Below are 18523 nucleotides of genomic sequence, written 5' to 3'. Positions count from 1 at the left end.
ATGGTCGAGATCTCCGACGACGACTTCGAGCGCATGGTCGCCGACGAGTTCGACGCGCTGCCCGACGACATGGTGCGCGGCGTCGAGAACGTCGCGATCCTCATCGCGAACCAGCCGGTCGGCGAGCGTCCGCGGCTCTTCGGCCTCTACAGCGGGCGGCCGCTGAAGACGCGCGGCGTGTACGGCTACGGCGAGCTGCCCGATCGCATCACGCTGTTCAAGAACAACATGCAGGAGCACAGCGCCGACCTCGACGCCCTCCGCACGCGCGTGCGCATCACCCTCGTGCACGAGATCGGCCACTACTTCGGCCTCGACGACGCGAAGCTCGGCGAGCTCGGCTGGGCGTAGCTCGGCCGGACCCGGGGGTGTGCTCGGCCCCGCGCGGGCAACCGCGGTCGACGCGTCCGGGAGGCGTCAGCCGAGTGCGACGAGCAGGCTCAGGAGCGCCAGCACCGCTGACAGCGGGGCCATCGTGTATCGCTCGGGCTTGCTGCGCGAGATGGCGTTCATGCCGATGCCGAGCACGAAATAGGCGAACACGATCCACATGCCGACGGTGGAGACGACGTCGGGAACGACATCGACGGCTCCTGCGCGGTCGAGGGCGAGCACGGCGATGACCGCGTAGATCGCGATGGAGACGAGGCTGCCGATGCGAAGCCGCGCGGGCAGTACTCGGTGGGTGCCGCCCCAGGCGAAGCGTCCCAAGGGCGCCCCGAGCGCGAGCGCGAGTTGGAATACGGCGAGGATTCCGAGGATCGCCGTGAGGGCGTAGGCGGCGAGCACGGCACGAGCCTAACCCTCCTCGACGCCGCGATCGTCGACGGGGGAGCCTCCCTACGTCGGTCGAACCCCGCGAACCACCGCAGATTCCTCCGGCGAGCCGCCGCGGTCCCGTCCATGGTCCGGCCGGATCGAGTCGGTTCGCCACTCGCACGGTCAGCCGACGGCGGGGAACCTCCGCGCCGCCGCACCGGCGTGTTCGCGACGAACACGCCCGCGACAAGCACAAGTCCGCCGAGCGTTTCCCACTGATTCGGCACCTGGCCGAGCAGCAGGGCGGCGGATGCCATGGCCACCACGGGGGCGAGCAGCACCCACGGCACGACCGACGCCGAGCGGTTGCGGGCGAGCAGGGCGTTGAAGATCGCGTAGCCGACGAGGGTGCAGAGGCCCGCGGTGTAGAGCGTGGAGACGATCGGTCGCCAGCCGAACGCCGCGACGCCGGCCGCGATGGCATCCGGTCCTTCGATGAGCGCCGACAGGCCGAGTGCCGGGATCGGCACCACGAGCGATGACCACACGGTGAGCGACAGCGCGCCGAGGCGCTTCGCAGGCGAGACCGGTCCTGCCTGGCGCGAGATGACGTTGCCGATCGCCCACGAGAGAGCGGCGAGCAGGCACAGCACGACCGCGAGAGCGGGTGCGTCGCCGCCGCGACCGAGGGCGACGACGCCGAGCCCGACCGTGCCGACGAGCACGCCGATCGTCTGCATGCGGTTCGGCCGCTCGCGCAGGGCGAGCGCCGCGACCACGATCGTCAGCACGACCTGCGCCTGCAGCAGCAGGGCGGCGATGCCGGGCTGCAGGCCGAGCGCGATCGACGTGTAGAGCAGCCCGAACTGTCCGAGGCTCATGAACAGCCCGACGCCGACGACGGTCTTCCAGCTCGCGAGCGGGCGGGGCACGATGACGGCCGCCAGGGCGACGACAGTGAAGCGCACGGCGACGAAGAACAGCGGCGGAATGCCCTCCATGCCCCAGTCGATCACGACGAAGTTGAAGCCCCACAGGGTTGCCACGGCAGCGGCCAGCAGCATGTCGCGTCTCGTCATGCCTCTACGTTCGCCCCCGGCATCCGGAAACACCAGCGATCATTTCGCTCGCTCATTCGGTAGCATCGCTGCATGATCGATCTCGAAGCCGTGGTCGCGCTGCGTGCGGTGGCCACGAACGGCAGCGTCGCGGCGGCGGCCGACTCGCTCGGCTTCACGCCGTCGGCGGTGTCGCAGCAGATCAAGCGCCTCGAGCGCGGAATCCGCGTCGCCCTGCTCGAGCGCGCGGGTCGGGGCGTCGTGCTGACGGACGCCGGTCGCCGGCTCGTCACCTCGTCGGCGACCGTGCTCGCCGACCTCGAGCGCATCGAGGCCGACCTGCACCTCGCGGGCGGCGCGACGGGTATCGATGGCGACGGCGACCGCGCCGCGCGTCGTCCCGTCACCGGCGAGGTGCGCCTCGGCGCGTTCTCGACGGCGGTGCGCGGCCTGCTCATCGACGTGCTGCCTGGGCTGCGCGCCGAGCATCCCGACCTGCGCGTGCCCCTGCGCGAGAGCGAGCCGTGGGAGACGGTCGCGCTCGTGGCATCCGGGCAGCGCGACCTCGGTATCGTGCACCGCTGGGGCGGCGTGGCCCTCGCCATGCCCGACCACCTGATCGAGACGCCCCTGTTCACGGATGTCGCCGACGTCGTCCTGCGCCGCGATCACCCGCTCGCGCTCGCCGGAGCCGAAGAGCTGACGCCTGCCGACCTCGCCGACGAGGAGTGGATCGCCACGTTCGACTCGACGATCTGCCGCCAGTGGCTTCGGCGCCTGTTCGACGGCGTCTCGAACGCGCCGCGCATCGTGCACGAGTCGATGGAGTTCGAGAACCACCTCGAGCTCGTGCGTGCGGGCCTCGGCGTCGCGCTCGTGCCGCGCATGGGCCGGCCGCCGCTGCACGCGGATCTCGTGGCTATCCCGACCGTGCGTCCGGCCTCGACCCGTGACATCTCGGCCGTGCACCGGCGCAGCCAGGCGGACTCGCCGGCACTGCAGGCCGTCCTCGACGCGGTGCGGGCAGCGGCGGCGGGCCGCGGCATCCGCTGACGCGCTGGAGCGGCGGAATCGGAATGCCAGTTCCGCCTCAGCGCTGAGGCGGAACTGGCATTCCACCTCAGCGCGCCGAAGGCCCCGCCATCAGCGCTGCGACGGTCGGACTCCCGGCTACGACGTGCAGGCGTCGCTCGACGTCGGGGCGATCGATGGCGGCAACGCCAGGACCAGCGCCTTCACGACCGCGAAGAACGCCTCGCCCGTGCCGCCGTCGCCGTTGCCGATGAGGGCGAACACGGCCTCGGAGCCTTCGAAGTACTGCACGTGCGCACCGTAGCCGGGCTCGGCGCCGCTGTGGTTGAGGTCGAGCAGGCATCCGGTCGCGGGATCGATGTGCACGCTCACGCCGAGCCCGTACCCGTAGCCGGCATCGGTCGTGCCCGGTGCCAGATCGTCGACGCGCGCGGCCCGCATCTCGGGGGTGAGCCCGTAGCCCTCGCCGAGCGCGAGCCCCCAGGTGTGCAGGTCGTCGATCGTCGAGAGCATGGCACCGGCCGCCCAGCCCTCGTGGTTGGTCCAGTCCGTGGTGTCGGTGGGCTGCGGCATCTGCGGGCAGAACTCGGAGTAGCCGTGGTTGAACGGCGCGGCGAGCACACCGTCCGGAGCGAAGCGGCTTCGCGTCATGCCGAGCGGCTCGAGCAGGTGCTCGTCGATCAGCGTGGCGAGATCGGTGCCCGTCGTCTGCTCGAGGATGCGCCCCAGGATGAAGGTGTTGTAGCCCGAGTAGGTGTTGCCCTCGCCCGGCGCGTACGGCTCGCGGGGCGTCGTCGCGCCGATGGCGATCATCTCGTCGGGCGTGATCGTCGAGTGCGGGTCGGCGCAGATCCGGTCGAGCTGCGCCTGGCCAGGCGGGCCGATTCCGCTGGACATGTTCATGAGCATGCGCACGGTGATGTCGGATGCGAGCGGGAACTCGGGGTACCAGCGGTCGATCGTGTCGTCGAGCGTGAGCCCCACTTCGCCGTCGCCGATGACCTGCAGGGCGACCGTGCCGACGACGGTCTTGGTGATGCTCCCGATCTTGGACTGGTTCGCCCGGTCCATCGGCAGGTTCGCGTCGAGGTCGGAGACGCCTCGCGTGGCGACCCATTCCTCCTGGCCCGGCACCCACAGCCCGACGGTCACTCCGGGCATTCCGGATGCCTCGAAGCTCTCGTCGAGGGCGGCCTCCAGCTGGTGCCGCAACTCCGGGTCGAGCGGCGTCGCGGTGGCCGTCGGCGGCGGCGAGGCGCCGTTCGGCGTCGTGCCGAGACATCCGCTCAGCAGGGCGACCATGAACGTCACGACCGCCCCGACCGCGACGACGGCCCGCTTCGAGTTCCGCACGATCGGCCTCCTCAACCCCAGGGCGCGGCGCACGCCTCGGTCGGCGTCGGGTACAGCACCGGGCCGAGCACCGGCGCCAGCGCCTTCGTGACCTCCGACGCCGCGTCGCCGGTGCCGCCGTCGCCATTGCCGAGCATCGCGAGCACCGCACCGGTCATCGGGTAGAACGCGAAGTTCGTGCCGTACCCGGGCTCGGCTCCGGCGTGGGAGACGATCAGCACGCAGTCGGTGGCGGCGTCGTACACGACGCCCGCCCCGAGGCCGTACGCGGATCCGGTCTCCTCGGAGATGATCGCGCGATCCGCATACCGGGCGGCCTGCAGCTCGGGGGTCACGCCGGCGCCGGCGCCGATGGCCTCGCCCCACGCGTGGAGGTCGTCGAGGGTCGAGACCATGGCGCCGCCCGCCCAGCTCTCGCCGTTCGACCACTCGACGGTGTCGACCGTCTCGCCGAGCTCCGGGCAGAACTCCGAGTAGCCGTGCGTCAGCGGGGCGGTGACCACGCCGTCGGGCGCGAACCGGCTGCGGTCCATGCCGAACGGCTCGGTGATGCGGTCGTGGATGAGCGTCGCCAGATCGCTGCCGGTGACCTGCTCGAGGATGCCGCCGAGGAGGAAGTAGTTGCCGTTGGCGTACTCGAACCCCTCACCGGGCGCGAAGTCGGCGCGTGGGGTCTCCGCGCTCACCGCGATGAGCTGATCGGGCGTCGGGACGGCGTACGGGGCGGCGCAGATGCGGTCGACCTGGGCCCGGCCGGCTTCGCCGATGCCGCTCGAGTGGTTCAGCAGCATCCGCACCGTGATGTTCGACGCCTCGGGGAAGTCGGGATACCAGCGGTCGAGGGTGTCGTCGAGGCCGACGTCGTACTCGCCCTCGCCGATGACCTGCAGCATCACGGTTCCGACGATCGTCTTGGTGATGCTGCCGATCTTCTGCTGGTTGTCGCGGCCGATCGGGTCGTCGGTGCCGACCTCGGCCACGCCCCGCGCCGACACCCATTCGTCCTCACCAGGGACCCACACTCCGACGATGACCCCCGGCATCCCGGATGCCGCGAATCCCTCGTCGAGCGCCGACTCGAGTTGCGTGCGCAGCTCGGCGTCGAGGAGCGGGGCGGATGTCGCGGGCGGGCTCGTGGCCGCATCCGAAGCCGTCGTGGCGGCGCACCCGCTGAGCGCGAGAGCCAGCGTGGACACGACGGCGGTGATGGCTGCGACCACCCGCGTGGAGTTGTGCATGATCGGCCTCTCGGCGTCGTCGCGCAAGATGCAGTTCGAGGGCCGTGCCCCCACCCGCGACCCTACGCCGCGAGCGTGCGCCGCAGACGGACGGCGAGCGCCCCACTTCAGGGGGCGGGCGGGCGCCCTACCCTCGGCGAGCGCCTGACGTCACGCCGACGCACGCGTGTGCAGCTTCGCTCCCTGCGCGTTGAACAGGCAGAGCACCTCGAGCACGTCGGGCCCGGGGTTGCCGAACCCGTGCGGCACGCGCGTGTCGAACTCGGCGGCCTCGCCCGCCTCGATGACGAGGTCGTCGTCGGCGAGGAGCAGCCGCATCCGTCCGGAGATCACGTAGATCCAGTCCCAGCCGGGGTGCACGAACTGGGTGATGGGCTTCTCGGGCGCCGGCGGATGCACCTGCTTGAAGGCCTCCCACGCGCCCGAACCGCCCGAGAGCGGCACGGTCACGACCCCGTTCCGAAGCCGCGGACGCGGGTGGATGCGGGGATCGCCGAGCGCGGGCGCGCCCACGAGGTCGTCGAGTGGAAGGCGATAGAGCCGCGCGAGCGGCATGAGCAGGTCGAGCTGCGCGCGCCGGGAGCCCGACTCGAGGCGCGACAGCGTGCTCGTCGAGATGCCGCTCGCCTCACTGACGGCCCGCAGGGTCAGGCCGCGGGACTCGCGGATCGCCCGCAGCCGCTCGCCGATGCCGGCCAGTTCGTCGTGCTTCTCCATGGTGCTCCTCGTTGCTGAACCAGCAACTTCGATTGCCGTCCTAGGTGCACGGTACCAGCATGAGGTGCATGGACACAGCACAGGAACGTACGGATGTCTCGGCTCACGAGGAAGGCGCGGCGCTCACGGATGTCGTGATCGTCGGCGGCGGCCCGGCCGGGCTGAGCGCCGCGCTCTCCCTCGGGCGGGCCCGCCGACGGGTCGTGGTCGTCGACTCTGGCGAACCCCGCAACAGGGTCGCCGCGCACATGCACGGTGTGCTCGGCCATGACGGACTGTCGCCGCTCGTGCTGCTCGAGCGCGGGCGCGCCGAGGCCGCCGGGTACGGCGTGCGGTTCGTCCACGGCGAAGCGGCAGCGGTGCGTGTCGCCGGGGACCTCATCGAGGTCGACACGGCGGAGGGCACCCTCCGAACCCGCCGATTCCTCGTCGCGACGGGACTCGAGGACGTGCTGCCCGACATCCCGGGATTCCGCGAGCAGTGGGGTCGAGGCGTCGTCGTCTGCCCGTACTGCGACGGATGGGAGCACCGCGACGACGTCATCGGCGTCGTGGCGACCTCGCCGCGCAGCGTCGAGCAGGCGCAGTTGCTGCGGCAGTGGTCGGATCGCGTCGTCTACTTCGAGAACGTCGTCGGCGCGACATCCGGAACCGACCTCGAGCGACTCGCGAGCCGTGGCATCCGGATCGAGTCGGGCGCCGTCACCGGCCTCCGCATCGAGGGCGAGCTGATGACGGGGGTCGAGGTCGACGGGCGCGTCGTCGACGTGGACGTCGTCTTCACGGGCCCGACCATGCGTCCGCGCGACGCGCTGCTTCGTGCGCTCGGGGCGACGACGACCACGAGCGAGCTCGGCGACTGGGTCGACGTCGACGCCGACGGCCGCACGTCGGTGCCGGGCGTCTGGGCTGTCGGCAACGTCGTGAACGTGCGTGCGAACGTCTCGGTCTCGCTCGGGCTCGGATCGCTCGTGGCCGGTGCGCTCAACGCCGACCTCGTCGCCGACGACGTGGCGGCGACTCTCCTGGCCGTCTAGTTGGCGTCGTCCATTCCGGTGTAGTGAACGGATGCCCCATGGCATCCGGCCTGCTTCCAGTCGTAGGCGTCGCCGAGCGGCTGGTCGGGTGAGCCCCACATGGCCTCCTGCCATTCGGGATTCCGGGACTCGTTGAACGTGTCGAGCGCACCGACCACCTCCATCGTGTCGCCCTGCTCCCAGGTCTCCCAGAGCAGGATGTACGCGGCCTTGAACCCCTTCTCGGCCATGCACACGGCGTCGAGGTGGCTCTGCATCAGGCTCACGTCGACCTGAATCGCCCACTTCTCGACGTACTCCGGCGACGGCCTGGGGATGAGCGCGAGGTCGGTGTTCTCGTCGTACACCGTGTGCCCGAGGATGGTGGCGATTCCACCGGGAGCGGGTTCGACCGAGGCTTCCGCGACGGTGGTCTGCTCGACGACGGTCTCCTGGACCGCGGCGGCCGCCGGAGCCTCTGACGCGACGGTTGTCGGTTCGGAGGTCGCGGGCGCGACCTCGGCGGACGGCTCCGGCACGGAAACCTGCTCCTCCGCGGCGGCGTTCAGCTCGTCGTACTCGGTGATCGAGGCGACCGCCGCCGCGGTCAACGCGGAACCGGTGCCGAGGACGATGGCCGCCCCGACCGCGCCGAGCAGGAGTGCGACGCGGTGTCGCGGCATCCGACGCTTTCGCTCGCTCCTTCGCTGACGTTCGTCATCGAGCAGGTGCTGCACGTTCATCGGGCTTCCTTTCGGGCCGTCGCGGCCGAGGTCAGGTGCACGGGCTTGGCCCACTGGGCGGCCGCCGCGAGGCAGACGATGGCGACGCCGAAGCCGATGGCGTAGGCGGCGGGTTCGAGCCAGGTCACGCCGTTGATCACGAGGAGCGCCGTCGCGCTGAGGTAGTACAGCGACTCGACGCTCTGCGCGAAGATCAGCACGCCGGTGACCGCGAGGAGCGCCGCGCCCCAGTGCCGAGTGCTCCGGTGCCAGAGCAGCGCGGTGGCGACGAGCGCGATGGAGCCGAGTGCGATCGTGATCTCCGCGGAGCTCGGAATGAAGGTGATGTCGCCGATCAGCAGCGCGCGCGTCTGCCGGGCCGCGATGAACGCGCCGACGGCGACCTGCGCGATGCCGATGAGCATCACGGCGGCGAGCAGCAGCCCGTCGACGCGCGGTGCGCTCCACATGGCACGCTCCTCACCCGTGAGCTGCGTACGTCGCCAGCTGAGGTCGGCCGGGATGCCGCGGAGCATGCGCGCGCGGATCGACCTGGCGACGGCCCGCTCGCTGATGCCGGCCTCGCTCGCCCACGCCGCCTGCTCGTGCAGGTCGGAGAGGATCTCGTGCTGACGATCGGCGGCGACGACGGGATCGAGCCCGGTCGTGTACCGCAGCGACCAGTGCAGTGTCGCCCGGACGGCGCGTTCCACCGCGCGGTTCTCGGTGCTCGCGCCGGTCATGCGAGCGCCTCGCCGGTCGCGGTACGAAGTTGATCGGCGCGGACGGCGCTCTGGGCGGCGGCACGGAAGGCGGCCTCGCCCACTCCGGTCACCCGGTACAGGCGGCGGCGCGGACGCCCTTCGGCCTCGGCGAGCTCGGGTGCCTCCCACTCGGATTCGAGCAGTCCCGCGGCATCCATTCGATTCAGCGCACGGTAGAGCGTGCCGTGTGAGATCAACGCGGACCCGTCTTTCTCGGCGAGGGTGCGCGCGAGCGCGAAGCCGAAGAACGACCCCTCCTTCGGCTGGATGGTGAGCCCCGCATCGAGGATCGCGAGCTCGATCGGGAGGAGCACTCCTGGGCGTCGTCGTGGCATGGCAGCGACTATACGCACCTATGTGCGTATAAGTCCAGAGCGGGTTTCGCTCAGCCTGACGTGACCGCTTCGAAGAAGAGCGCCTTGAGCTCATCGGGCCAGTCGGCGGCCCTGCGCGTGGCACCGTCGACGTAGGCCACGACCATGACGCACGTCGAGAGCGTCGTGCCAGCGGCATCCGTCATCGTGCACTCGATGTGGGCGTCGCGCCCGCGGAACTCGCGCACGAACGAGGTGATGGTGACGGCCTGGTCGCCGTCGACCGGCCTGATGAAGTCGATCTCGATTCGGCGCACCCAGGTCATGAAGCCGAGGGTGCCGAGGTTGGCGAGCGTCCAGCCGACGTTCTTCGCAAGCGCCTCCATGCGGTGATCGGTGAAGTACCTGGCGTAGTTGCCGGTGCTCAGGTGTTGGAACGGGTCGAGCTCGGAGAATGCGACCCGATGCGTCGTCTCGTAGATGATCGGCGCCTGCGCCATGTCAACTCCTCCCTGACCTGTGCAGACGGTACTCCGCTCGGGGTGGCGCGGCATCCGTACCTGATCGTTGATTAACCGCTTGACCAACGCCGATCGGCCGGTTATGGTTCTGGATAACCGCTTAACCAACTGAGAGTGACGATGAACCAACGAGGGTTTTCCCAGCCGAACGGCGCCTGGATCGGCGACGTCATCCCGTGGCAGGAAGACGGGGTGTTCCACCTCTTCTACCTGCACGAGACTCGCCGCACTCCGAAGGAGGGCATGCCCTGGCGTCGCCTGACGACCGAGAACCTGGTCGACTTCACGGATGCCGGCATGGCCATCGCCTCGGGCGGCCCCGACGCCGACGACTTCAACATCTACACCGGCAGCATCGTGCTCGCGGCCGACGGCACCCACCACGCCTTCTACACCGGGCAGAACCCGACCAAGGTCGGCGACGACGGGCTCGCGCTGCAGCTCGTCATGCACGCGACCAGCGTCGACGGCATGGACTCGTGGCAGCGGCATCCGTCGCACACCTTCGGGGCGACCGCCGGCTACGAGACGGCCGACTGGCGCGACCCGTTCGTCTTCTGGGACGACGAGGCGCAGCTCTGGCGCATGCTCATCACCGCGCGCCACACCGACGGGCCCGCCCGGCGCCGCGGCGTCATCGCGCAGTGCACCTCGACCGACCTCTCGACCTGGGAGCCCGCGGCCCCGTTCTGGGACCCGCGCCGCTACATCGCGCACGAGTGCCCCGAGGTCTTCAAGATGGGCGACTGGTGGTACCTCGTCTCGTCGGAGTTCAGCGACGCCTTCACCACCAGGTACCGGATGTCGCGCAGCCTGCACGGCCCCTGGCTCACGCCCGAGCACGACACGATCGACGGTCGCGCGTTCTACGCGGCGAAGTCGGCTGAGCGCGATGGACGGCGATTCTTCTTCGGGTGGATCGCCTCCCGCGAGGGCGCCACCGACGACGGCGCCTGGCAGTGGGCCGGCACGATGTCGGTGCTCGAAGCCGAGCAGCGCGAAGACGGCACGCTCGCCTTCCACCCGCCCGAGGAGTTGCGCGAGACCTTCTCGGAAGCCGCCTTCGCGCAGCCCGGCGATGCGATCGCGAGCGGCACCCTGCTCTCCGCACCCGACGGATACCGCGACATCCTGACCGCCGACGACGCCCCGTCGTCCTTCCGGCTCCGTGCCCGCCTCGACATCGCCGAGGGCACGACCGAAGCCGGCGTGCTCCTTCGGGCGAGCGCCGACGGCGACGAGGGATACGTGCTCCGGCTCGAGCCCAAGCGCGGGCGCCTCGTCTTCGATCGCTGGCCGCGCCGGTCGACCGGCACCGAGCAGTGGCAGATCTCGGGCGACGTGCCCTTCGCCGTCGAGCTCGAGCGCCCGTGTCGGCTCGACGCCGGCGTGCACGAGCTCGATGTCATCGTCGACGGCGACCTCTGCGTCGCCACCGTCGACAACGCCACCGTGCTCAGCACCCGGCTCTACGACCGCCCGAGCGGCCGGGTCGGCGTCTTCGTCGGCGAGGGCACCGTCACGGTCGAGGAGTTCTCGGTGTTCGCACGCGAGTCGACCGAACCTGCCCAGCCCGCGGCATCCGTCACCGAAATCGACACCACCGACGCCGACCTCGTCGCCGCAACGACCTAGTCCTTCCATTCGCACCACAGCACGCAACACACCGCACCACCCCCTGCAGATCGATCAAAGGAGATTCCGACCATGTTCACCACGAAGCGCAGACGAGCGTTCCTCGCCGCTGCCGCCACCGCAGCCGCAGCAGCCCTCGTGCTCACCGGCTGCGCGGGCGGAGCGAGCAGCGCCGACCCGACCGACGTCGACCCCGAGGGAGAGATCGTGCCCCGCGAGATCTCCTGGCTGCTCTCGCGGCCGGCCGACGGCGGCGTGATCACGGCCATGGAGCAGATCGCCGACGAGTACGCCGAGGAGCACCCCGGCTTCGCGCTCAACCTCGTCACGACGCCCGACCGGCCCTCGTACATCCAGAAGTACGAGACGCTCGCGGCCGCGAACAAGCTGCCCGAGCTCTTCGACACGGATGCAACGCCCTTCGCGCAGAAGCTCGCGGGTCAGGGCCGCATGGTCGACGTCGACCTGCTGCTCGACGACCTCGGACTCGCCGACGAGTACCGCGAGGCCGCGCTGAACTACCAGCGCTTCGACGACGGCTCGCTCTACATGGTGCCGTTCGAGTTCCAGCTGGAGTTCTTCTGGTACAACAAGGCCCTGCTCGCCGACGCGGGCGTCGAGGTGCCGGCGACGCTCGACGACTTCCCGGCGATGTGCGAGGCGCTCCGGGCCAAGGGCATCACGCCCATCGCGCTCGACGGGCAGGACCAGTGGCCGCTCGAGCGGTACATGGCCTACTACCCGTTCCGGATGGCCGGCCCCGAGTACGTGCAGCAGCTGAAGAACGGCGACGCCTCGTTCGCCGACCCGGCAGGCAAAGCTGCCGCCGAGTGGCTGTACGAGCTCGGGCAGGCCGGATGCTTCCAAGAGGGCTTCTCGTCGACGGGGTACGCCGACGCGCAGGCGCTCTTCACCTCGGGCAAGGCCGCCGTCTACAACATCGGCACGTGGGAGCTCAGCAACCTGGCGACGGATGCCCTCGACCCCGCCGTGCGTGACGACGTCGACTACTTCACGCTGCCGACCATCGACGGCGCGGTCACGAACGACAATGAGTACGTGACGCCGTCGGGCATCGGCATGGCAGTGAACGCGCAGACGTACGACCCGCTCGTGCGCGACTTCCTCGCGTTCGCCCTCGAACGCTACCCCGAGGTCTACGCGGCCACGGGCGCGCTCTCGCCGACGACGAACGTCGAGACCACCATCCCCGACAACGCGACCGAGCTCTACACCCGCGCGGTCGAGCAGGCCAACGACGTCGGCCCGAAGATCGCGATGCCGTGGGACACGCAGCTCGACCCGGCGACCAACACGCGCCTCCAGCAGGAACTCACCCTCCTGGTGCAGGGCGACATCACGCCCGACGAGTTCATCGAGACGATGGATGCCGCCCTCGCGGAGAACGTCAATGGCTGACACGGTCACCACTGCCGGGGTGGGCGCGGCTGAGCCGCGCTCGCCCCGGCGGGCCCGCCCGATGTCGACGTCGATGCTGCCGCGTCGGTCGAAGCTCTCGGTGCTGGTCTTCCTCGTACCACCGCTGCTGCTCTACGGCGTGGCCGTGCTGCTGCCGATCCTGCAGTCGCTGTTCCTCAGCGTCTTCCGCTGGGACGGCATCACCGACATGGTCTTCGTCGGCTTCGACAACTACGTCAAGATGCTCACGCGCGACGACGTCTTCTGGACGGCGTTCGGCAACGCGCTCGGCTACCTCGCGATCTGCCTCGTGCTCCAGCTCGGCGGCGCGCTCATCGTTGCGAGCCTGCTCACCGCGCTGCCCAGGGCACGCGAGCTCGTGAAGACGGTCTACCTGCTGCCGGCGATCATCTCGACGGTCGCGATCGCCATCCTGTTCCAGCGCATCTACTCGCTCGAACCGGTCGGCCTGCTGAACCAGATCCTCGCGTGGGTCGGGCTCGAGAACCTGCAGAACGCCTGGCTCTCCGACGTGAACACCGTGCTGGCCGCCGTGTCGATCCCTGAGGGATGGCGCTTCACCGGCCTCTACATGCTCATCATCTACGCAGCCCTCATCGCCGTGCCGAAGGAGCTCGAAGAGGCGGCCCGCCTCGATGGCGCCTCGTGGTGGCAGGTGTTCTGGCGCATCCGCTTCCCGTACATCCGCCCGGTGTGGATCACGACCACGATCATGGCGACGACCTTCGCCCTGCGCGGCTTCGACATCCCATACCTGCTCACCAACGGCGGGCCAGGCCAGGCCTCCGAGTTGCTCACGACCTACATGTACAAGACCGCGTTCGTGCACACCGACTACGGCTACGCCAGCGCGATCTCCGTCTTCATCGTCGTCGAGTGCCTCGTCGCCGTCGGCATCATCTTCCTGCTCCTTCGCCGAAGGGATGACTCATGACCGCCCCCGTGCTCACGCCGGCCGTGTCGCCCGCCCAGTCCGAGCCGCCGCAGCCGCCCCGATCGGCCAGGCCCGCAGGGCGCCGCATCCGCTCGCTCTCGCCCAGGCTGCGCGTGCAGCGCACCATCTTGACGGTGACGATCGTGCTCATCGTGATCGTGCAGGTGTACCCGCTCGTGTGGCTGTTCCTCACGAGCTTCCGCACGGCGTCGGACTTCGCGGGCGGCAACGCCTTCGCCCTGCCGTCGGAGTGGACGCTCGACAACTACGCGCGGGCGTTCGCCACCGGCAACCTGTGGCTCAACATCGTGAACAGCCTCATCGTCACGCTCGGCGCGAGCGTCCTCATCGTCGTCGCGGGCATGATGGCCGCCTACGCGCTCGAGGTGCTCGGCTTCCGCTTCAGCGGGCTCGTGAAGGCGCTCTTTTTGCTCGGCATCATCGTGCCCGTGCAGATCGCGCTCGTGCCGCTCTTCATCGACTACTCGCAGATCGGGCTGCTCGACACCCACATGTCGATGATCATCCCGCTGGCCGCGTTCGCGCTACCGATGTCGATCTACCTGTTCTCGTCGTTCTACGAGTACATCCCGCGCGAGATGTACGAGGCCGCGTCGATCGACGGCGCCGGCCCGTACCGCATCTTCGGCCAGATCACGTTCCCGCTGTCGGCCAATACGATCATCACGGTCGTGCTGGTGAACAGTATCTTCATCTGGAACGACTTCATCTTCGCGAACACGTTCGTGCTCTCCGACGGACTGAAGACGATCCCGCTCGGCCTGCAAAACTACATCGGAGCGATGGGCAACACCGACTGGACCGCGACGTTCGCCGCCGTCTGCGTGACGGTGACGCCGCTGCTCCTGGTCTTCCTCGTCTTGAACAAGGCGATGATCAACGGTCTCGAGAGTGGAGCAACCAAGGGATGAGCACCTCGGAGCACGGCCGAAACGGGTCACCGGTCACGATGCGGGATGTCGCGAAGATCGCCGGAGTCTCGGTGGCCACGGTCTCGCACGTCGTGAACGACAAGGCCGGCGCCCGTATCGGCGACGACGCCCGGCGCCGGGTGCAGGAGGCCGTGGCCGAGCTCGGCTACCGGCCGAACGCGCTCGCGAAGACGCTGTCGCAGGGCACCTCCCGGTTCATCGGCCTCGTCGCAGACGCGATCGCGACGACCCCGTTCGCCGGCCAGATCATCCACGGCGCGCAAGACGAGGCGTGGAAGCACGGCTACGTGCTGCTCGTCGCCAACACCGACGGCAACGCGGCGGCCGAGAACGAGGCCATCGCGATGATGCTCGAGCACCAGGTGCACGGCATCCTCTACTCGACCTGGTACCACCGCGAGATCCAGGTGCCCGAGGCGTTGCACCAGACCGACACCGTGCTCGTCGACTGCTTCGCCGCGGGCAACGTGTTGCCCGCGGTCGTGCCCGACGAGGAGCAGGGCGGCCGCACCGCCACCGAAGAGCTGCTCGCCGCGAGCCACCGCCGCATCGCGTTCATCAACACGACGACGCCGTCGCCCGCGCAGACCGGGCGTCTCGCGGGGTACCGTGCCGCGCTCGCCGCGGCGGGCATCGAGTTCGACGAGTCGCTGGTGTTCCCGGCGGCGCCCGAGCAGGAGGGCGGCTACGCCGCGACATCCGCGATTCTCGATTCAAAGGCGACGGCCGTGTTCTGCCACAACGACCGCGTGGCGATGGGCCTCTACGACGGGCTGCGCGAGCACGGCTTGCGCATTCCCGAAGACATCGCGGTCATGGGCTTCGACAACCAAGACGTCATCGCCGCGCACCTGCGCCCGACGCTGTCGACCGTCGCGCTGCCGCACTACGAACTCGGCGCCGCGGGCGTGCGGCTGCTGCTCGGCCTCGAGCCCGCCCCCGAGTCGGGCCCGAAGCTTATCGCGTGCCCGCCGGTGCTGCGGCACTCCATCTGACGGCCCATTAGGAGCAACGACGTGCATGCCCCGAACGGCCACGTGCCGCGACCCCGATTCCACTTCACGCCGCAGCGCAACTGGATGAACGACCCCAACGGGCTCGTCTACGACCGCGGCCTCTGGCACCTCTACTTCCAGTACAATCCCGAGGGCGCAGACTGGGGCAACATGAGCTGGGGCCACGCGACGAGCCCCGACCTGCGGCACTGGACCGAGCACGAGGTGGCGCTGCGGTATCGCGACGGGGAGCAGGTATTTTCGGGGTCGATAGTGGCGACGGGTGCCGCTGCGGGCGCGGCTGACTCTGGCGCGGGCCATGACTCGGCCGACGGCGGCACGCTGCTCACCGCGTTCTACACGAGCGCCTACGACGACGACCACCAGGCGCAGTCGCGGGCGACGAGCCGCGACGGCGGCTACACCTGGCAGCCCGACCCGCAGAACCCGGTGCTCGATCGCGGCACGAGCGCGTTCCGCGACCCGAAGGTCGTCAGGGTCACGGATGCCGCCGGCGCCACCCGTTATGTCATGCTCACCGTCGAAGCCGACGACCGCCAGGTGCTGTTCTACGCCTCGCCCGACCTGCGCACGTGGGAGCACGTCAGCACGTTCGGCCCGCTCGGCGCCACGGGCGTCGTCTGGGAGTGCCCCGACCTCGTGCCCCTCGCAGTCGACGGCGACCCCGACGATATCCGCTGGGTGCTGCTGCTCAGCACGAACCCGGTCGGCGACGACCCGAACCCCGACGGCTCGTCGATGCACTACATCGTCGGCTCCTTCGACGGCGTCAGCTTCACGCCGGATGTCGCCGAGCTCACGCGCCTCGACCACGGCCGCGACTTCTACGCCGGCGTCACCTTCGACAGCGCCCCCGACGGCGAGGCCATCATGCTCGCCTGGATGAGCAACTGGCGCTACGCGGGTGCGTTCCCCTCGTCGCCCTGGCGAGGAGCGATGTCACTGCCGCGGCGGATGTCGCTGCGCACGGTTGCCGGGGTGGTGCGGCTCGTGCAGCAGCCGGTGGGGTTCGTGGGGGAGTTGCTCGCGGGTGCCGAGGCTTCGACCTTCGTTGGCGCGAGCCAGCCGGCTGACTTCACGCTGAGCGGGCACTCGTTGGTCGAGCTGGCGTGGGATCCGGCGTCGACCGGGGCGCTCCGGTTGCTGTTGCGCGGCGACGCCGATGCGCTCGTCGAACTGTCGCACGAGCCGTCGTCGAACGTGCTCATCGTCACCCGGGGCGGTGCCGCGATGGAGGCCGTGCACCCCAACTTTCCGTCGACGAGCACCGTCGTGCTGCCGGGTTCAGGTGACCAGCCACTGCGCCTGCTCGTGAGCCTCGACGGCCACCTGCTCGAGGTCTTCGCAAACGACGGCGAGGCGACGGTATCGAACCTCGTCCTGCTCGGCGCCGGCCCCATCCTGGCCACGCTCATCACCGAACTGCCCGGCCCGATCTCAGCGACTGTCGTTGACGTGACCGTTCCGGACGTCGCGACTCGCGAGCTCGAGTTGGACGGAGTGAACCGATGACGGCCCATAAATCGAAGCCCGACGTCCTCGTCGTTGGCGAGGCCCTCGTCGACATCGTGCACCGCGCCGACGGATCGATCGACGAGTCGCCGGGCGGTAGCCCGGCCAACGTCGCCCTGGCGCTCGGCCGCTTGGGCCGAAGCCCACGGCTGCTGACCGCGATCGGCGACGACCCACACGGCCAAGCGGTGCGCGCGTGGCTGGCGGCCTCGGATGTCTCGGTAGAGGGGCTACCCGCTGCTCGAACCTCGACGGCGCTGGCACGCCTGAACGCCGAAGGCGCCGCAACCTACGAGTTCGACCTCGACTGGCAGATCAAGGCCGACGATGTCGAGGTGGCGGATGCGCTCCACATCGGATCCATCGCCGCGACCCTCGAACCCGGTGCGACCGCCGTCGCCGCACTCCTCGATCGGCATCGACGCCGGGCGCTGATCACCTACGACCCGAACATCCGCCCGAGCCTCATCGACGACCGCGACGCTGTGCGGCTCCAGGCGCTGTCCCTCATCGGGCGCGCTGACGTCATCAAGGCAAGCGACGAGGACGTCGCGTGGCTCCACCCGGGCGAGGACATCGCCGAGGTTGCCCGCCGCTGGTCCCGTTCAGGCCCGGCGCTCGTGGTGGTGACCCTCGGTTCGGCCGGATGCCTCGCAGTCACGCCGAGCGTCGAGCTCAGGGTGCCCGCGATCACCGTGGACGTCGTCGACACGGTCGGCGCTGGCGACACCTTCATGGCGGGCCTCATCGATGGTCTACTCAGTGGGGGCGCGCTCGGCGCCGAAGCGCGGGCGGGGCTCGAGTCTCTGGGTGAGGACAGCGTCACCGCGCTGCTCGGCCGGAGCGCGCTTGCTGCTGCGATCACGGTCTCTCGGCCGGGCGCCGATCCGCCGAGGCGGGAGGATATGGACATGGTGGTTTTTTGAACCAAAGGCACAATTGAGGTCGCCTTCGCACACTTCGCGCTGGCAGCGAGCGGCCTCCATGAGACGTGCGACCCGAAGGCCAGTCGCGACGGCGACCGAGGTACGGGCCAGCAGCACGAGCGGGCAGGGCTTCCGCAATCAGCGTGTCGCGAAATACACGATCATTCCGAGTACGAACCCGAGAACCGGCGGAACGAGGATGAGTCCCACTCCAATACGGAGGCTTGTAAGTGAGGCGGATCGACCGAGGCCGTCAACTTCCTTCGACCTGCGTAGACCGATGCTCCCAAACACGATTGAGAGCGTGATCAGAACTAGAACCGGGAGAAAGCCCGTCCAGAAGACCAGGAGGGCAATTGCTTGAACTTGCGCGCTGGGAACGAACAGAAGGAGGACCGGTGCGATCCAGAACGGGATCCCGACTCCGAGCGCCCACAACGCAACAGATTTGGCCCGGTTTGCCCAAGGATTCTGGTGTGGAGCGGCTGAATCGGCCTGACTTTCGTTCCGTTCTTCAAGCAAGGATGGAACTCGATGAACAGGAAATACTCGCCGGAGATGCGTGAGCGGGCGTTGCGGATGCTCGCTGAGGCTCGACCTGAGCACCCGAACC

General features: G+C 69.4%; 18 protein-coding genes. 10 read left to right on the top strand and 8 right to left on the bottom strand.

Features of this window, described 5'->3' with window-relative positions; translation table 11 throughout:
- The gene (locus tag GQR16_RS13855; protein ID WP_157415751.1) at positions 1-351 is read left to right on the top strand and encodes a metallopeptidase family protein; all 351 of its coding nucleotides are present in this window, start codon (positions 1-3) and stop codon (positions 349-351) included.
- Positions 352-509: 158 nt separating this feature from the next.
- On the opposite strand, the gene GQR16_RS20135 is transcribed toward GQR16_RS13855, so the two are convergent.
- Positions 510-1838, bottom strand: coding sequence for an EamA family transporter (locus GQR16_RS20135; RefSeq protein WP_343032918.1), 1329 nt, complete (start codon positions 1836-1838; stop codon positions 510-512).
- Between the two features lie 72 nt (positions 1839-1910).
- Here GQR16_RS20135 and GQR16_RS13840 point away from each other — a divergent pair, with 72 nt between their 5' ends.
- A complete protein-coding gene (locus GQR16_RS13840; RefSeq protein WP_157415749.1) occupies positions 1911-2870 on the top strand; it encodes a LysR family transcriptional regulator in 960 nt (319 codons plus the stop codon).
- A 117-nt stretch (positions 2871-2987) separates the two neighbouring features.
- Here the strand turns inward: GQR16_RS13840 and GQR16_RS13835 are convergent, their stop codons facing one another.
- From GQR16_RS13835 to GQR16_RS13825, 3 genes are all read right to left on the bottom strand, one after another.
- Complete coding sequence (locus GQR16_RS13835; RefSeq protein WP_157415748.1) at positions 2988-4202, bottom strand: serine hydrolase domain-containing protein; 1215 nt, start codon at positions 4200-4202, stop codon at positions 2988-2990.
- 11 nt (positions 4203-4213) lie between these two features.
- Positions 4214-5440: a serine hydrolase domain-containing protein gene (locus GQR16_RS13830; protein ID WP_157415747.1), complete on the bottom strand. Its 1227-nt coding sequence runs from the start codon at positions 5438-5440 to the stop codon at positions 4214-4216.
- Positions 5441-5590: 150 nt separating this feature from the next.
- A complete protein-coding gene (locus GQR16_RS13825) occupies positions 5591-6157 on the bottom strand; it encodes a helix-turn-helix domain-containing protein (protein ID WP_157415746.1) in 567 nt (188 codons plus the stop codon).
- A 68-nt stretch (positions 6158-6225) separates the two neighbouring features.
- Here GQR16_RS13825 and GQR16_RS13820 point away from each other — a divergent pair, with 68 nt between their 5' ends.
- Positions 6226-7194, top strand: a complete 969-nt coding sequence (locus GQR16_RS13820; protein ID WP_157415745.1) for an NAD(P)/FAD-dependent oxidoreductase — start codon at positions 6226-6228, stop codon at positions 7192-7194.
- On the opposite strand, the gene GQR16_RS13815 is transcribed toward GQR16_RS13820, so the two are convergent.
- Genes GQR16_RS13815 through GQR16_RS13800 form a run of 4 tightly spaced genes read right to left on the bottom strand, consistent with a single transcriptional unit; the run spans position 7191 to position 9473 of the window.
- Positions 7191-7916, bottom strand: a complete 726-nt coding sequence (locus GQR16_RS13815) for a hypothetical protein (protein WP_157415744.1) — start codon at positions 7914-7916, stop codon at positions 7191-7193. The genes GQR16_RS13820 and GQR16_RS13815 overlap by 4 nt on opposite strands.
- A complete protein-coding gene (locus GQR16_RS13810) occupies positions 7913-8638 on the bottom strand; it encodes a hypothetical protein (protein ID WP_157415743.1) in 726 nt (241 codons plus the stop codon). The genes GQR16_RS13815 and GQR16_RS13810 overlap by 4 nt, the downstream gene beginning before the upstream one ends.
- A complete protein-coding gene (locus GQR16_RS13805; RefSeq protein WP_157415742.1) occupies positions 8635-8994 on the bottom strand; it encodes a PadR family transcriptional regulator in 360 nt (119 codons plus the stop codon). Before GQR16_RS13805 ends, GQR16_RS13810 begins: the two co-directional genes overlap by 4 nt.
- 50 nt (positions 8995-9044) lie before the next feature.
- Positions 9045-9473, bottom strand: a complete 429-nt coding sequence (locus GQR16_RS13800; protein WP_170298506.1) for an acyl-CoA thioesterase — start codon at positions 9471-9473, stop codon at positions 9045-9047.
- A gap of 141 nt (positions 9474-9614) precedes the next feature.
- On the opposite strand from GQR16_RS13800, the gene GQR16_RS13795 reads away from it, so the two are divergent.
- From GQR16_RS13795 to GQR16_RS13765, 7 genes are all read left to right on the top strand, one after another.
- A complete protein-coding gene (locus tag GQR16_RS13795; protein ID WP_157415740.1) occupies positions 9615-11129 on the top strand; it encodes a family 43 glycosylhydrolase in 1515 nt (504 codons plus the stop codon).
- Between the two features lie 72 nt (positions 11130-11201).
- Positions 11202-12548 (top strand): ABC transporter substrate-binding protein, encoded by a 1347-nt coding sequence (locus GQR16_RS13790; protein ID WP_157415739.1) that lies wholly within the window; start codon positions 11202-11204, stop codon positions 12546-12548.
- A 73-nt stretch (positions 12549-12621) separates the two neighbouring features.
- Positions 12622-13503, top strand: coding sequence for a carbohydrate ABC transporter permease (locus tag GQR16_RS13785; RefSeq protein ID WP_157415963.1), 882 nt, complete (start codon positions 12622-12624; stop codon positions 13501-13503).
- On the top strand, positions 13500-14435 hold the full coding sequence (locus GQR16_RS13780) for a carbohydrate ABC transporter permease (RefSeq protein WP_157415738.1): 936 nt from the start codon (positions 13500-13502) through the stop codon (positions 14433-14435). The genes GQR16_RS13785 and GQR16_RS13780 overlap by 4 nt, the downstream gene beginning before the upstream one ends.
- On the top strand, positions 14432-15451 hold the full coding sequence (locus GQR16_RS13775) for a LacI family DNA-binding transcriptional regulator (RefSeq protein WP_157415737.1): 1020 nt from the start codon (positions 14432-14434) through the stop codon (positions 15449-15451). Before GQR16_RS13780 ends, GQR16_RS13775 begins: the two co-directional genes overlap by 4 nt.
- A gap of 21 nt (positions 15452-15472) precedes the next feature.
- A complete protein-coding gene (locus tag GQR16_RS13770) occupies positions 15473-16984 on the top strand; it encodes a glycoside hydrolase family 32 protein (protein ID WP_157415736.1) in 1512 nt (503 codons plus the stop codon).
- Positions 16981-17910 carry a carbohydrate kinase family protein gene (locus GQR16_RS13765; RefSeq protein ID WP_157415735.1) on the top strand — a complete coding sequence of 310 codons (930 nt, stop codon included), beginning with the start codon at positions 16981-16983 and terminating at the stop codon, positions 17908-17910. The genes GQR16_RS13770 and GQR16_RS13765 overlap by 4 nt, the downstream gene beginning before the upstream one ends.
- The last annotated feature ends 613 nt before the right edge of the window (positions 17911-18523 follow it).

The sequence above is a fragment of the Agromyces allii genome (assembly GCF_009749385.1).
Classification (GTDB): domain Bacteria; phylum Actinomycetota; class Actinomycetes; order Actinomycetales; family Microbacteriaceae; genus Agromyces; species Agromyces allii.
This window is presented reverse-complemented; position numbering and strand designations above follow the sequence as displayed.

Coding starts and splice junctions, on each gene's coding strand:
- GQR16_RS13855 (WP_157415751.1), top strand. CDS start 1: ATGGTCGAGATCTCCGACGACGACTTCGAGCGCATGGTCGCCGACGAG.
- GQR16_RS20135 (WP_343032918.1), bottom strand. CDS start 1,838: ATGACGAGACGCGACATGCTGCTGGCCGCTGCCGTGGCAACCCTGTGG.
- GQR16_RS13840 (WP_157415749.1), top strand. CDS start 1,911: ATGATCGATCTCGAAGCCGTGGTCGCGCTGCGTGCGGTGGCCACGAAC.
- GQR16_RS13830 (WP_157415747.1), bottom strand. CDS start 5,440: ATGCACAACTCCACGCGGGTGGTCGCAGCCATCACCGCCGTCGTGTCC.
- GQR16_RS13825 (WP_157415746.1), bottom strand. CDS start 6,157: ATGGAGAAGCACGACGAACTGGCCGGCATCGGCGAGCGGCTGCGGGCG.
- GQR16_RS13820 (WP_157415745.1), top strand. CDS start 6,226: ATGGACACAGCACAGGAACGTACGGATGTCTCGGCTCACGAGGAAGGC.
- GQR16_RS13815 (WP_157415744.1), bottom strand. CDS start 7,916: ATGAACGTGCAGCACCTGCTCGATGACGAACGTCAGCGAAGGAGCGAG.
- GQR16_RS13810 (WP_157415743.1), bottom strand. CDS start 8,638: ATGACCGGCGCGAGCACCGAGAACCGCGCGGTGGAACGCGCCGTCCGG.
- GQR16_RS13805 (WP_157415742.1), bottom strand. CDS start 8,994: ATGCCACGACGACGCCCAGGAGTGCTCCTCCCGATCGAGCTCGCGATC.
- GQR16_RS13800 (WP_170298506.1), bottom strand. CDS start 9,473: ATGGCGCAGGCGCCGATCATCTACGAGACGACGCATCGGGTCGCATTC.
- GQR16_RS13795 (WP_157415740.1), top strand. CDS start 9,615: ATGAACCAACGAGGGTTTTCCCAGCCGAACGGCGCCTGGATCGGCGAC.
- GQR16_RS13790 (WP_157415739.1), top strand. CDS start 11,202: ATGTTCACCACGAAGCGCAGACGAGCGTTCCTCGCCGCTGCCGCCACC.
- GQR16_RS13785 (WP_157415963.1), top strand. CDS start 12,622: ATGCTGCCGCGTCGGTCGAAGCTCTCGGTGCTGGTCTTCCTCGTACCA.
- GQR16_RS13780 (WP_157415738.1), top strand. CDS start 13,500: ATGACCGCCCCCGTGCTCACGCCGGCCGTGTCGCCCGCCCAGTCCGAG.
- GQR16_RS13775 (WP_157415737.1), top strand. CDS start 14,432: ATGAGCACCTCGGAGCACGGCCGAAACGGGTCACCGGTCACGATGCGG.
- GQR16_RS13765 (WP_157415735.1), top strand. CDS start 16,981: ATGACGGCCCATAAATCGAAGCCCGACGTCCTCGTCGTTGGCGAGGCC.